Source organism: Allobosea sp. FG18, assembly GCF_057809495.1.
In genome coordinates, this window is the sequence record NZ_JBMDKB010000002.1 from 364,751 (window position 1) to 378,908 (window position 14,158).

The 14,158-nt window shown below is 62.9% G+C and carries 15 protein-coding genes; 9 read left to right on the forward strand and 6 right to left on the reverse strand.

From position 1 onward, the window contains the following. Positions 1–8 precede the first annotated feature (8 nt). The 9 genes from ACODTJ_RS03935 (at position 9) to ACODTJ_RS03975 (ending at position 7,599) form a co-directional block, all read left to right on the forward strand. On the forward strand, positions 9–1,289 hold the full coding sequence (locus tag ACODTJ_RS03935; RefSeq protein ID WP_454655918.1) for a cytochrome b: 1,281 nt from the start codon (positions 9–11) through the stop codon (positions 1,287–1,289). Positions 1,290–1,296: 7 nt separating this feature from the next. Beyond that, positions 1,297–2,175, forward strand: a complete 879-nt coding sequence (locus tag ACODTJ_RS03940) for a cytochrome c1 (protein WP_454655919.1) — start codon at positions 1,297–1,299, stop codon at positions 2,173–2,175. 236 nt (positions 2,176–2,411) lie between these two features. Continuing rightward, entirely contained in the window at positions 2,412–3,290 is an 879-nt protein-coding gene (locus ACODTJ_RS03945; protein WP_454655920.1) for an S-methyl-5'-thioadenosine phosphorylase, read from the forward strand. A 71-nt stretch (positions 3,291–3,361) separates the two neighbouring features. Then, the gene (locus ACODTJ_RS03950) at positions 3,362–3,889 is read left to right on the forward strand and encodes an adenine phosphoribosyltransferase (protein WP_061970256.1); all 528 of its coding nucleotides are present in this window, start codon (positions 3,362–3,364) and stop codon (positions 3,887–3,889) included. A 6-nt stretch (positions 3,890–3,895) separates the two neighbouring features. Next, positions 3,896–5,005: an S-methyl-5-thioribose-1-phosphate isomerase gene (gene mtnA, locus ACODTJ_RS03955; RefSeq protein WP_454655921.1), complete on the forward strand. Its 1,110-nt coding sequence runs from the start codon at positions 3,896–3,898 to the stop codon at positions 5,003–5,005. Further along, positions 5,002–5,646 carry a class II aldolase/adducin family protein gene (locus ACODTJ_RS03960; protein WP_454655922.1) on the forward strand — a complete coding sequence of 215 codons (645 nt, stop codon included), beginning with the start codon at positions 5,002–5,004 and terminating at the stop codon, positions 5,644–5,646. Before mtnA ends, ACODTJ_RS03960 begins: the two co-directional genes overlap by 4 nt. A gap of 53 nt (positions 5,647–5,699) precedes the next feature. Next, a complete protein-coding gene (locus tag ACODTJ_RS03965) occupies positions 5,700–7,007 on the forward strand; it encodes a sensor domain-containing diguanylate cyclase (protein WP_454655923.1) in 1,308 nt (435 codons plus the stop codon). Between the two features lie 215 nt (positions 7,008–7,222). Then, entirely contained in the window at positions 7,223–7,468 is a 246-nt protein-coding gene (locus tag ACODTJ_RS03970; protein ID WP_454658957.1) for an Arm DNA-binding domain-containing protein, read from the forward strand. Beyond that, positions 7,465–7,599: a helix-turn-helix domain-containing protein gene (locus ACODTJ_RS03975; RefSeq protein ID WP_454655924.1), complete on the forward strand. Its 135-nt coding sequence runs from the start codon at positions 7,465–7,467 to the stop codon at positions 7,597–7,599. Before ACODTJ_RS03970 ends, ACODTJ_RS03975 begins: the two co-directional genes overlap by 4 nt. Positions 7,600–7,744: 145 nt before the next feature. On the opposite strand, the gene ACODTJ_RS03980 is transcribed toward ACODTJ_RS03975, so the two are convergent. The 6 genes from ACODTJ_RS03980 to ACODTJ_RS04005 all read right to left on the reverse strand — a co-directional run. After that, complete coding sequence (locus tag ACODTJ_RS03980) at positions 7,745–8,686, reverse strand: methionyl-tRNA formyltransferase (protein ID WP_488847614.1); 942 nt, start codon at positions 8,684–8,686, stop codon at positions 7,745–7,747. 94 nt (positions 8,687–8,780) lie between these two features. After that, positions 8,781–9,023: an acyl carrier protein gene (locus tag ACODTJ_RS03985; RefSeq protein ID WP_454655926.1), complete on the reverse strand. Its 243-nt coding sequence runs from the start codon at positions 9,021–9,023 to the stop codon at positions 8,781–8,783. 60 nt (positions 9,024–9,083) lie between these two features. Next, a complete protein-coding gene (locus ACODTJ_RS03990) occupies positions 9,084–10,739 on the reverse strand; it encodes an amino acid adenylation domain-containing protein (RefSeq protein ID WP_454655927.1) in 1,656 nt (551 codons plus the stop codon). After that, positions 10,708–11,733 carry a hypothetical protein gene (locus ACODTJ_RS03995; RefSeq protein WP_454655928.1) on the reverse strand — a complete coding sequence of 342 codons (1,026 nt, stop codon included), beginning with the start codon at positions 11,731–11,733 and terminating at the stop codon, positions 10,708–10,710. Before ACODTJ_RS03995 ends, ACODTJ_RS03990 begins: the two co-directional genes overlap by 32 nt. Positions 11,734–11,741: 8 nt before the next feature. Beyond that, positions 11,742–13,283, reverse strand: coding sequence for an MBOAT family O-acyltransferase (locus tag ACODTJ_RS04000; RefSeq protein ID WP_454655929.1), 1,542 nt, complete (start codon positions 13,281–13,283; stop codon positions 11,742–11,744). Positions 13,284–13,666: 383 nt separating this feature from the next. Further along, a partial coding sequence (locus ACODTJ_RS04005; RefSeq protein WP_488847618.1) for a transposase occupies positions 13,667–14,158 on the reverse strand: 492 nt, incomplete at its 5' end.

Here is a 14,158-nt window from a genome sequence, read left to right on the forward strand (position 1 = left end):
CATTCTTCATGAGTGGTCACAGTTCCTACGTCCCGAAGACCGGCATCGAGCGCTGGCTTGATGTGCGTCTGCCGATCATCCGGCTCGCCCATGACTCGGCCGTGTCCTATCCGGTTCCGCGCAACCTGAACTACCTGTGGACCTTCGGCGGCATCCTCGTGTTCATGCTGGTGGCGCAGATCATCACCGGCATCGTTCTGGTGATGCACTACACCCCGCATGCGTCGATGGCGTTCAATTCCGTCGAGCACATCATGCGCGACGTGAACTACGGCTGGCTGCTGCGCTATCTGCACTCGAACGGCGCCTCGATGTTCTTCATCGCCGTCTACGTGCACATCTTCCGCGGGCTTTATTATGGCTCGTACAAGGCGCCGCGCGAGGTGCTCTGGATCCTCGGCGTGGTCATCTTCCTGCTGATGATGGCGACGGCGTTCATGGGCTATGTGCTGCCCTGGGGCCAGATGTCCTTCTGGGGCGCGACCGTCATCACCAACCTGTTCTCGGCGCTGCCGGTGATCGGCGAGACGATCGTCACCTTCCTGTGGGGTGGCTACTCGGTCGACAACCCGACGCTGAACCGCTTCTTCTCGCTGCACTACCTGCTGCCGTTCATGATCTTCGGCGTGGTCGTGCTGCATATCTGGGCGCTGCACGTCGTCGGCCAGAACAATCCGACCGGCGTCGAGGTGAAGAACGTCGCCAAGGACACCGTGCCGTTCACGCCCTACGCGACCGTGAAGGACATCTTCGGCATGGTCGTATTCATGATCCTGTTCGCCTGGTTCGTGTTCTACCAGCCGAACTTCATGGGCCATGCCGACAACTACATCCCGGCGAACCCGGCCTCGACCCCGGCGCATATCGTCCCGGAATGGTACTTCCTGCCGTTCTACGCGATCCTGCGCGCCATTCCCGACAAGCTCGGCGGCGTGCTCGCCATGGGTGCTGCCATCGTCGTGCTCGCCTTCCTGCCCTGGATCGACACTTCCAAGGTCAAGTCGATGAGCTATCGTCCGATCGGGCGCCAGCTGTTCTGGGCCTTCGTCGTGGTCTGCATCGGCCTCGGCTATCTCGGCGCGATGCCGGCGGAAGGCGGTTACGTCATCGCCTCGCAGATCTTCACCGTGCTGTATTTCGGCTTCTTCGTGGCTCTCTTCGTCGTCGGTCTGTTCGAGCGGCCGAAGGCACTGCCGACCTCGATTGCCGATGCCGTGCTCGCTTCAAAGGGCGGGTCGGCGGCGCGCGTCGCGACCGCCACCGCTGCCGAACCGAACGTCAAGGGCTGACGGAACCATGAGCAGAATCGCGTTTCGTCTCGCCCTGACCGGGCTCGCTGCCGGCCTCTCGCTGGCGCTCCTCCAGCCGGCGGCGCAGGCCGCCGAGGCCGGCCCGAAGCCGCCGGCGCTGACCTGGTCGTTCTCCGGACCGTTCGGCAAGTTCGACCGGGCTCAGCTGCAGCGCGGCTTCAAGGTCTTCAAGGAAGTCTGCGCGAGCTGCCACGGCGCGAGCCTGGTTGCCTTCCGCAACCTGTCGCAGCCCGGCGGCCCCGAGTTCACGCCCGGCCAGGTCGCCGCGCTCGCCGCTACCTACCAGATCAAGGACGGCCCGAACGAGGCCGGCGAGATGTTCGAGCGGCCCGGCCGCCCGGCCGACCGCTTCCCATCGCCGTTCGCGAACGAGCAGGCCGCCCGCGCGGCGCAGGGCGGCGCCTATCCGCCGGACTTCTCGGTCCTGGCCAAGGCGCGCACCTATACCCGCGGCTTCCCGACCTTCGTCTTCGACATCTTCACGCAGTATCAGGAGCAGGGCCCGGACTACATCCACGCCCTGATGACCGGCTACAAGGAGCCGCCTGCGGGCGTCACCCTGCTGCCGGGTCAGAACTACAACGAATACATGCCCGGCCATCTGATCGCGATGCCGAACCCGCTCTCCAACGGGCAGGTCGAGTATCCGAAGGGTGCGGACGGCAAGTCGCCGGTGCCGGAGACCGTCGACCAGTATGCGCGCGACGTTGCCGCCTTCATGGTCTGGATGGCGGAGCCGCATCTGGAGCAGCGCAAGCGCATCGGCCTGCAGGTGATGATCTTCCTCGTGCTGTTCGCGGGGCTGCTCTACTACACCAAGAAGAAGGTGTGGTCGCGCATGCCGGACGGCTCGCCGGTCCACTGATCGGTTCGATATCGTTCTAGGAAAAGGCCCCGGCGACGGGGCCTTTTTCGTTTCGCGCGCCGTCATTCTCGGACGAAGCGAAGCGCAGATCCGAGAATTTCGGGCAGGACAAGCTTCCGGAGGCTTCTTCGGGAGGAGATGCTCGGGTCAAGCCTGAGCATGACGGGGGCTAGCGGCGGCGTATTGCGACCGTCATCGAAAGGTGGTCCTTTCCGCGCCGAAAAAAGGAATCGACCATGAGCGAAGCCGTTCTCGGAATCATCGGCGGATCGGGCATCTATGATCTGCCGGGCCTGACCGACCTGCGCGAGATGCGCATCGAAAGCCCATGGGGCGAACCTTCGGATGTGTTGCGGACCGGCAGGATCGGGCAGACGCAGATCGTCTTCCTGCCGCGGCACGGACGCGGCCACGCGATCCCGCCATCCGAGATCAATTACCGCGCCAATATCGATGTGATGAAGCGGGCGGGCGTGACCGACCTCGTCTCGCTCTCGGCCTGCGGCTCCTACAAGGCCGAGCTCTATCCGGGCCTGTTCGTCCTGGTCGACCAGTTCGTCGATCGGACGAGCCGGCGCGAAAACTCCTTCTTCGGCCGGGGCTGCGTCGCCCATGTCTCGGTCGCTCATCCGGTCGGGCCGGCCCTGCAGGCGCGGATCGCGGCGGCGGCTGAGGCCGAGGATCTCGCCTTCGTGCGCGGCGGCACGCTGGTCACGATGGAAGGGCCGCAATTCTCGACCTATGCGGAATCCACGACCTATCGCGGGCTCGGCTACGACCTGATCGGTATGACCGCAATGCCCGAGGCCAAGCTCGCCCGCGAGGCCGAGATCACCTACGCGACCGTCGCGATGGTGACCGACTACGATTGCTGGCACGAGCTGCACGGCGCCGTCGACGTGGCCTCGGTCATCGCCGTGCTGCACGACAATGCCGACAAGGCGCAGCGCCTCGTGGCGCGGCTTGCGGCCGATTTCCCGGCGCAGCGCGAACCGTGCCCGGCCGGCTCCCACAACGCGCTCGACAACGCCATCGTGACCGCGCCGGCTTTCCGCGATCCGGCCCTGCTGGCGAAGCTCGATGCCGTCGCAGGCCGCGTGCTCAAGGCGGCGTGATGATGGCGCCCTTGACGAAGCCGGCCCGGCGTCGGACCAAGGCGTCCGCCCTGGCCTCAGAGACGGTGTCCATGAACCTCGCCGACAGCATCCGCGCGATCCCGGACTATCCCCGGCCTGGGATCGTCTTCCGCGACATCACCACGCTGCTCGGCGACGCACGGGCCTTCCGCCGTGCGGTGGACGAGCTGGTCCAGCCCTTCGCGGGCTTGAAGATCGCCAAGATCGCGGGGATCGAGGCGCGCGGCTTCATCCTCGGCGGCGCGGTGGCGCATCAGCTCTCGGCCGGCTTCGTACCCGTCCGCAAGAAGGGCAAGCTGCCGCTCGAGACGCTGCGCGCGACCTATGCGCTCGAATACGGCACGGACGAGATCGAGATCCATCGCGACGCGGTGCAGCCGGGCGAGCGTGTCCTGCTGGTCGACGACCTGATCGCGACCGGGGGCACCGCAGAGGCGGCGGTCAACCTGCTCGCCGGGCTCGGCGCCGAGGTCGTGGCGGCCTGCTTCATCGTCGACCTGCCGGAGCTCGGCGGCGCCGACAAGATCCGCCGGCTCGGCGTGCCCGTGCGGACGCTGGTCTCGTTCGGCGGGCATTGAGCGGCCATGAAGATCAACGGCCAGCACTACCGGACGATCTGGCGCGCGCAGGATGGCTGGCGCGTCGTCGTGATCGACCAGACGCGGCTGCCTTTTCGCTTCGAGACGGTGGCGCTGGGTTCGGCCGAGCAGGCGGCGGACGCGATCCGCAGCATGGTCGTGCGCGGGGCGCCGCTGATCGGCGCGACGGCGGCTTATGGCGTGGCGCTGGCGATGCGGGCCGATGCCTCGGATCCTGCTCTCGAAGCCGCGCTTGCGTTGCTTGGCGCGACACGGCCAACCGCGGTTAACCTGCGCTGGGCGCTCGAACGGATGCGCGGTGCCATTGCCCCGCTCGCTCCGGAAGCGCGTGAAGAGGCAGCCTATGCCGAGGCGGCCGCCATCTGCGACGAGGATGTCGCGCTGTGCCGGTCGATCGGCGAGCATGGCTTGCCTGTCATCGCGGAGATCGCGGCGCGCAAGCCGGCCGGAGAGCCGGTCAATATCCTCACCCATTGCAATGCCGGCTGGCTCGCCACGGTGGATTGGGGCACGGCGCTGGCGCCGATCTATCTCGCTCACGATGCCGGCATCCCCGTCCATATCTGGGTCGACGAGACCAGGCCCCGCAACCAGGGCGCGGCGCTGACGGCCTATGAGCTCGGCTCCCATGGCGTGCCGCATACCGTGATCGCGGACAATGCCGGTGGACACCTGATGCAGCACGGGCAGGTCGACATGGCGATTGTCGGCACCGACCGGACCACGGCGACCGGCGATGTCGCCAACAAGATCGGGACCTATCTCAAGGCGCTGGCGGCGCATGACAATGGCGTGCCCTTCTATGTGGCGCTGCCCTCGCCGACGATCGACTGGAGCATAAGCGACGGGCTCGCGGATATCCCGATCGAGGAGCGCGCCGCGCGCGAGGTGACGCATCTCTCGGGGCTCGCCGATGACGGCGAGGTGCGCTCCGTGCGCGTCGTCGCGCCGGGCAGCGGCGCGGCCAACCCGGCCTTCGACGTGACGCCGGCGCGGCTCGTCACCGGGCTGATCACCGAGCGCGGCGTCTGCGCCGCCAGCGCTGACGGCCTCGCGCAACTCTTTCCCGACCTGGCGAACAGGGGCACGGCATGACCGAAACGGAACTGCGGCAGGAGATCGTCGCGGTCGCGCAGGCGATCGACAGGGCGGGGTTCTGCCCGTCGAAATCGGGGAATGTCTCCGCTCGGTTCGGCGACGGCCTGCTGATCACGCCGTCCGGCCTACCCTATGCGCAGACCAAGCCCGAAGACCTGATCCATCTCGGGCTCGACGGCACCGTGCTTGGCGGCAGCCGCAAGCCCTCTTCGGAATGGCCCTTCCATGTCGCGATCTATCGGGCACGGCCGGATGCGCAGGCGATCGTGCATACCCATTCGCCGCGGGCCACGGCGCTCTCCTGCACCCGGCGCGGCATTCCGGCCTTCCACTACATGATCGCGCTCTGCGGCGGCTCCGATGTGCGCTGTGCCGCGTATGCGACATTCGGCACGTCGGAGCTGGCCGACAACGCCGTGAAGGCGCTGGAGGGGCGCAAGGCGGTGCTGCTCGCCAACCATGGCGTGATCGCGCTCGGCCAGACACTCGCCGGTGCGCATACCATCGTCGCGGAGGTCGAGAACCTCGCCGGGCAATATCTCGATATCCTGGCGGCGGGGATCGAGCCGGTCATCCTCGATGCGGCGGAGATGGAGCGTGTCGGCGCCAAATTCGCAGGCTACGGCAAGGTCGGTTGATCTGACCGCATCCGTCTTACGCTGCGTTAAACACTGCCGCCCTAAGGTGGCTCATGATCGTTTCGCGCTACCTGCACGAGTCTTTCGATGTGCTGTCGATCGGCGTCTGCGAGTACGATGCGGAGCATCGTGCCGTCGGCTGGAATCGCACGTTCCTGCACTTCTTTCCCGAGGATGACGGGCTGATCTATCCCGGCGAGCCCTACGTCGAGAATCTCCGGCGCTTCTACACGCTGCGGCTCGCTCCCGAGGAGATGCACGACATCGAGCGCTACATCGCCGAGGGCGTGGCGCGCCACGAGAACCAGACCCAGGCTTTCGAATTCCTTCATAACGGCCGGCGCTTGCGCGCGACCTCGCTGCTGGCGCCTTGCGGCGGCCGTGTCAGGATGTGGCAGATGCTCGAGGCGCCGCGCCGCGCGGGAGCAGGCGCCGAGGCGCTGCTGCCGGCCTTCGAGGCGCTGCGGTTCATTCCCGATGGCGCCATGCTCCTCGATGGCGATGATCGGATCATCGCCACCAACGACGCCTTCCGGAAGCTCTACGACATCCCGGCCGACACCATGGTCGTCGGGTTGAGATTCGACGAGATCGTCAGCGAGTGCTGGCGAGGCGTCTCCACGGTCGCCGGGTTGCGCGCCAGCATCCTGAACGGCCTGCGCTATGACGGAGCGCCCTTCGAGATCGAACTGCCGGGCCAGCGCTGGCGGCGTGTCGTCGCCCGGCACACGCTCGAGGGCCTGAGCTGCTTCATCCATGCCGATACGACGGCGGCGAAGCGCCAGCAGGCCGCACTGATCAGTGCGCAGGACGCGCTGCGGCAGGCCAATGCCGAGCTGGTGAAGCTGGCGCAGACGGACGGGCTGACTGGGCTTGCCAACCGCCGCCGCTTCATCGAATGCCTCGCCAGCGAGGCGGCGCGCCCGCAATCGCTCGCGCTGCTGATCGTCGACGTCGATCATTTCAAGGCGATCAACGACCAGTTCGGCCATATTGCCGGCGATGCCTGCCTGCGGCTGGTGGCGCAGATCATCGATGGTCCGCCGACCGGCACGGCACGAATTGTCGCGCGGCTGGGCGGCGAGGAATTCGGCGTGCTGATTGCGGATGCGACATCGGGCGAGGCCATGGCCGTCGCCGAGGCGATCCGGCAGGCGCTGGCGCAGGCGCCCTGGCGGGCGGTCGATGCGCAATTGCAGGGCGCGACAGTGTCGATCGGGCTGTGCTGCGGCGTCGGACCGCTCGACGGCGATGCGCTCTATGCCCGGGCGGATGCAGCGCTCTATGCCGCAAAGCGCAATGGCCGCGACCGGATCGAGACCGCACATCTCTCCATGGCGACAGGCCTCAGGGCCGGCTGAAATCAGGCTGGCTTGCGCTCGACGAAAACGCAGCCGTCGAAACATAATACATAAGAGAGAAGAGCCCCAGGAGCCCCACGAAACACCCGAATTTAAGTGATATTTGCGCGTAAAGCCCCATCAGCCCTTGCGAGTTCCCGATAGGAATGTTGCTACTCCGTAGCTGCTAGGAGATTGATGTGGCAAAGCGAAGCTCGATCCGGATCACAAAACGAGTGGTCGATGATCTCGCTCCCGGCGAAGATGTCTGGGATTCAGAGATCAAGGGCTTTGGCGTCAGATGCCAGGTGAGGGGCAAGTCCTATGTCCTGAAAACCACCGTTAAGGGGCGGCCAAAGTGGATCACAATCGGTCGTCACGGATCGCCTTGGACGCCAGACAATGCGCGAACGGAGGCTCTGAAGCTTCTTGGGTTAGTCGTCCAAGCGAGGGGATCAGCCGGGCCAAAGCTCGCGGCGTGAAACTGGGCCGCCCCTTCGGGATGACCCATCATCAGAGACAGGAGGCTCTGGCCAGGAAAGCCACTGGCGAGCCCGTTCGCGAGATCGCTCGCAGCTACAATGTCAGCCCCAGCACAATTTCGAGACTCTGACGACGACAGCCAACATGCGCGACCTTTATGCTTCCAATCCGTTGCGGCGCTCGGTCGAGAGCTCCAGCTCACGCGCCAGTTGGAGTGCATCGATCGGGCCGGGATAGTGGTTCAGCTCCGCCGCCAACAATGCCCAGGCGAGCACCTACTTAAACAACCTGGTCGAGCTCGGACGACGCCCTTGCGATCCATCAAGCTGCGCGACCGGCGATCCAAAAAACGCGGCAAGGGCATGGCCGGACATATCGACTCCCGCGTGTTTGGCTTTCGTGACAACCACTTCTCTGCGATCACCTGCGGCAAAGTGAATGCCACTCTCCGATATTCTTACAAAATCGCCAGGTTCATGCGTAGTGAATCCTCCAATAATTGCCAACAATATAGTAATGTTGTCATTATTAGAAAGATTTAGCCTTGCGCTATAGGTAGGAGATGCGAATGGCTCGTAGTTGCACGCCCTAATGAACCGGATCAAGCGATCGGCCGGTTCTTGCCAATTCAACTCTGACGTTATGGCGTCGCTGTGCCGATAAACTCGTCGCTTGGATAAATCCTGTTTCCTGCGATCTAGGTCGCGTCCTGACAGGATTTTATTAAGCACTGACTCAAGCAACGATGCCCCTTCCCCCATACATTTGATGAATAAGCTAAGCCCGGTCTCCTCCCCTGACAGCGCGAAATTATGCTCAGCGATAATGTCGCCAGAATCGACACTACTGCTTATCATATGGATCGATACTCCGAAGAGTTGTTCTCCATTACGAATAGCCCATTGATGACAGTGGAGTCCCGCGTACTCAGGCAGGGGAGCTGGATGAAAGTTGATCGCTTTATAGTCAACTTCCCTTAAAACGTCCTCGCCTACGATTTGTAGGTTGTTCGCGCTGACAATCCAATCGACGTGCAGTTTCCGTACATACTCCGCGCCACGAGCTGAATTGAAATCGCTTAGTTCGATTTCCGACTCGTGCTTATCAGTATTCGGACTGATCCACGCTGCGAGGTGGCCGTCGGCGTGGGCCTGGATCGTCCGAACGCACCTCTTCGCGGGCCAGCCCTCGCCGAGCACCAAAAATCGTATCGGCATCACCGGACTCCTCCGAGCCTATCGACACGGCCTGGCGCAGCGCCCCCTTGCGAAACGCTGCCCGAGCCGTCGGGATCGTGCCATGGCCGCTCGCTCAAGCAGCGTTTGTCATCCTCCTCTCGATCAGGTCGACAAAGTCGCCGACATTTTCGAGAGATCCGATCTCGGCTGTGCCGAACCGCATGCCGAACTCGCTTTCAACAGCCAGCACCAGGGAGATATGCGAGACGGAGTCCCACTCCGCGATGTCGGCCGCCGTTGATTCTCGTCCGAGCACGATGTGCTCGTTCTCGAATACGCTCCTTGCGGTCTCCTGCAGACGACTGAGTACGTTCATGTACTGGTCCTCATGTCTTGAGGGTGAAGATGCGTCTTCGGCCGGCGACGCAGGCGCGCCTCATGCCGGGTCGGTCGGTTCATGCCGGCCCCTGCTTTGCAGTGCATGGAGTGCGGGGCTTTCCGCGAGTGCACGCGCATCGATCTTTCCGTTCGAGTTCAGCGGAAGTGCTTCGAGAAAGAGCAATGAGTGGGGCAGCATGTAATCGGGGAGGCATGTCTCCAGGCGCTTGCGGATGATGCTCGGGTCGAGTGGTTCGCCGACAATGAAGCCGACGACGCCATCGGCCACTCCGTCGACGGCCTGCGGCCAAGGGATGACGGCTACGAGATCGCGCCCGGTTGCCGTTCGCAGAGCGCCTTCGATCTCAAGGAGTTCGACCCGATACCCTCGAATCTTGATCTGATGATCAATACGGCCGAGGTAATGGAAGCCATCGCTCTCGCTCCATCGTCCGAGATCGCCGGTTCGATACCAGCGTGTCCCGTCGATTGTCAGGAACTTGTCCTCGTCGAGCTTTGGCTGTCGCCAATACCCGCGGGTAAGCTGTGATCCAGCCAAATGCACCTCTCCGACCGCACCGGGCGCAACCGGCTGCCCGAGCTCGTCGAACAGAGCCATCCCCTGTCCCTCGAAGGCCTGGCCAATGGGCAGGACCGTTGAGGCATCACCCGGCTGATAGGTGAAGTAACTGATGGCGATCGTGGCCTCGGTGGGGCCGTAGAGATTATGAATCACGCTGTTTGGCGCAGCATGGGCCCAGGTTTGAGCCAGCGCAGTGGGAAAGGCTTCGCCACAGAATAGCGAACACCGAAGACTCGGCAGCGTGGCAGGTCCCAGGAGGCCAGCCTGATGCGCGATGCCGATCGCGGATGGCACAGATAGCCACATCGTCGCCTGTTGCTCCTGAACGAACCGAGGAGCCAGCGGAGTCGCGTTCTCGGGGACGCTCACGATCGATGCACCGTTCGTCCAGGCCATGAACATGTCGTGAGCGGAGAGGTCGAATGTGAGGTCGACAAGCTGAATGAGACGATCCTCTGGCCTCACCGGGGCGACGTTCGAGATCCCGGCAAGGTAAGATGTGACGTTCCCATGCGTAATCGGGACACCCTTCGGGGCCCCCGTAGACCCCGAGGTGAACAGAAGGTAGGCGAAGTCCTCAGCCGCGGGCGAGGGCCACTGGGCGCGCTTCGTTGCGCTCCGATCCAGGTCCTTCGAGTCGAGAAACAGCGTATTTGCCGCAGGACGGCGTGTATCGGGCTCCGGGGCCAGGACCACCCTTAAGCTGGGCGGAGGAGCCTCCAGGAGGTGCTCGAACAGCGCGGCACATTTGCGGTCGATGATGAGCGCGCTCGCACCGGAGGCCGTCAGGATGCTTCGGTTTCGCTCCAGTGGGTAACGTGGATTAAGTGGAACATACGTTGTGGCCGCACGCAGGGCAGCCGCGATCGCCGTGTATGCCGTGATGGTGCGGGAGCAGAGAAGAGCAACCCGATCGTTCGGTTCGACTCCAGCATCGATCAATGCCGCCGCGAGCGTGCCGGCCGCACCCCAGAACTCATCGAAAGTTCGGGTTTCTCCCCGCGCCCACACCGCAGGTCGATCCGGAAAGAGCTGCGCCGACCTGGCGAGCACGGAGGTGAGCGTCCCATCCGATGCCGGCCCGGTGTCGGCCAGGCAGCTATTGTTCAAGGGGAAGCTGGAAAGCATCATCTCCGCTCCGAGGCTCGTTGATCCCGCATCTGCAACTCGCAATCTGCATCTCGGGCGCCTTGTTTCCGCGCCGGACGAACGGCGCCAGCTCCTTGCTCAGTCCGACAGTGAGCCGCTGAACTGCCGACCATTGCAGATGAAAGGCGTCCCAGTAATCCGACTCCTGGACATCGGCCTCACGCAAGTCCACGAGCAGGTTGCCGTCTTTATGGAGTTGCGGATCGATCTCGCAGACGATGGTCTCGAGCTGCGAGCGGGCATCGGGATAGTTTGCAAGATATCCTGGCCGGACCGGCGTGATGACGACGGCAAGCTGACGTCCGCCGGCCCGAAGCTCAGCCGAAAACTGCTTGAGTTCCTCGATACAGGTCGGGTCGAACTTCAGCGGACCATACCGGAGGCCGCGATCGGCAACCTGCAGCGGGCTGGACCCGAACTCATCTTGCCAGCGGTCGCCAGCAAACGGCACGGTCATTTTCGGCCAAATGCGGTATGCGGAGTAATATCGAGCGAGCGTCAGGTATTTCATGTAGAAGAAAACCTCCGGCCACTCTCCTCGCACATACTTCTCAGCGTCGTCGGGCTTGAAGATATTACGGTTCTGGCTGCAATCGCCGAAATCGGTGAGGTTGGTGAGCATGACGAAGGTGGAGGCGCGCGGGAATAATTCCGTATAAAACTTCGTCAGATACCGCGTTTGATGAACCGCGAGCAGGGCCGTGGCCCCGTTCAGAAATGTTGCGCCAGTCCCGGCCGAGAAAGCGGCTCCGTCGATATGCCGCCAAGCGACGGATGACCCGACTAAGACAACTTCAGGGTTCAGACCAGGATGAAGGCGAATGAACCGGAACTTTTCGTTGACCGATTCTACGCTGGATATGGCAGGCGCTATGAGGTTTTGCGGTTTGAAGGTCATGACAGCGATGAACCCGCCCGCAACGAGAGCCAGGGCTGAGAAGCCGCCGACGAGCAGTCCGAGCAGGTAGGCTTTCATGTGCGCACCTAGAACGTAAAGTAGAGAAATTCGGCCGGCGCCTCGCCCATAAGGCGCAGCAGCGCGACGCTCAGGACCACCCCAGCAAGAGCGCCGTGCAGGAATCTGGGCAGCCTCCGATCTCCCGGATCGAAAGCCGCCCTGAGACTCGTCCATCCTGCGAGCATTTTACACTCGACGAGGCCGAGCCATTGCTGGGTGTTCGGCAGGAACCAGACGATAAACAGCCCAAGAACGAGCAGCTTGAGGCCTCCGTCCGCATCGAGTGCCGCGGGGTTAGGGCCGCTCGCCAAGCCGGACAGGCCACCTAAGACGGTGAAAGCATGATCGAGGCCGTTCGCCCTGAAGAACACGAGGGCAACGGTCACACAGAAAAAGGTCAGCGGAATTCCAACCGCACGAGGCACTCGTATCCCTTGCAGGCTCCGCAGCGTCGCCGTGGCGCTTCTCCAGGCCCGGTTTACCACGAGCATGAGGCCATGAAGGAGCCCCCACGCGACGAACTGAAGACCGGCGCCGTGCCAGAGACCGGACAAGGCCATGGTTAGGATCGTTGGGGTCGCGATCAAGTGAAGGAAGGGCCTCAGCTCGAAGGATGATCGGCGCAGCCCTGGTTTCCCTGCGCTGATACGAGCTCTGGTGAGGCGCATAGCGATTGGGTTGTAGACGTAAGTCGTGAGAAATCGGGTCAGCGTGATATGCCAACGCTCCCAAAATTCGATGATGCTTGCAGACTTGTAAGGAGATGAAAAATTGAATGGCAGCCGTATATTGAAGATCAGGGCAAGGCCGATCGCCATGTCGGAATAGGCCGAAAAGTCAAAGTACAGTTGCAAGGCGTAGGAGGTTGCTCCGATCCACGCAAAATCGATAGGCGGATACGCTCCATGAACCGCAAGGTCGAACGTGGCATTGGCTGCCGGTTCGAGATTGTCCGCGATGATAATCTTTTTGAACAATCCTATGGCGAATGCTGACACCCCGAGGGCGATGTTGCGAGCCTGCGGGGCGTAAGTCGCGGGGTCGCGCAGTTGGCTGACGATCTCGCTATGGCGAACGATGGGGCCAGCAAGAAGCTGCGGAAAGAACGACGCGAATGCGAAATACCGTATCAGACTGTCTTCACGACTGACCCCGTCATATGCGTCGACGACGTAGGAGATCTGCTGGAAGGTGTAGAAAGAAATGCCGAGCGGTACTGCGACGTTCGCCAGATTGAATGGTGCGGCACCGGTCAGCGAATCGACGAGCCCAACGAAGAAGCCGGCATATTTGAACCAGGCCAGCGCGCCTAAGTTCCCGGCTATCGCGAGACCGAGAAGGAGCCGCGACTTCCTGCGAGCGAGCACGAGGCCGGCCGCAAAATTCCAAAACAGCGAGCCCAGAAGCACGAAGATGAGCCAGGGATTGGCCTGACTGTAGAAGAACAAGGATGCCGCGACGAGCCAACTCAGGGCCAGGCTTGGCTTTCCGCTGCGCCCTAGCAGAAAGAACCCCAAGACCGCACTGGGAAGAAACAGAAATATGAACTGAGGAGAGTTGAACAACATGTCACTCAACTCCCGATACAATCAGAAGTTTTATTTGATCTGAAATTGCACGTCGTGATCGCGATAACATTCCCACGCCTTGTCGCCCCGCCCTCGTGCGGGCTCAAGCGACGGCATGCCGCCGTACTACGGGAATGCCGGGACGAACTTGACAGGCGTCATGTGATCTGTGGCTCATTGAGCAATGGCCTACGCGGCGCCGAAGGCTCGTTTTCCCCGCCAGCCGTATCGGCCGGGCGTTCACGTCGACAAGGGCCGAGGCGGACGCCATCTCTCTGGCGCAGCCGGCTAGGCCGCTGATCTCGCCTTGGCGTTCCGCTTTTGCAACTCGCGGTGCCCGTAATAGGACATGAGGTGGAGTGAGCCCCGGCGGGTAGACAGGATCAGGCTGCGGATTTGACCGTAAGCCGGGCGTGTCGATCCTCGAACTGCTGCGGGCTGAGATAGCCGAGTGCTGAGTGCAGTCGGCTGGCGTTGTAGACCTGATCGATGAAGCGCGGAAGGTCGGTGGCGCCATCCTCGAAGGTCTCGTAGGCCATTGGATAAACCGCCTCGACTTTGAGCGTTTTCATGAAGCTTTCGGCCTTGGCGTTATCGTACGGATTGCCGCGGCGCCCCATCGATCCGACGAGACCATGTTCGGCAAGCGCTTGCCGGTAGGGGCTCGCAGCATATTGCGATCCGCGATCGCCGTGATGCACGCAGCCGGGCGGCGGTTTTCGCTTTTCGATGGCTGAGCGCAGGGCCGCCAGCGTCAGCCTGACGTCGATCGAGCGGCCGATGGCATACGGAAAGAGCGCGGCCTGACTCAGGAGCAGGTCGAGTGTCAAACGGCCCGCAAAGTTGCCCCCCGATCGGCGTCCAATGTTGACCCC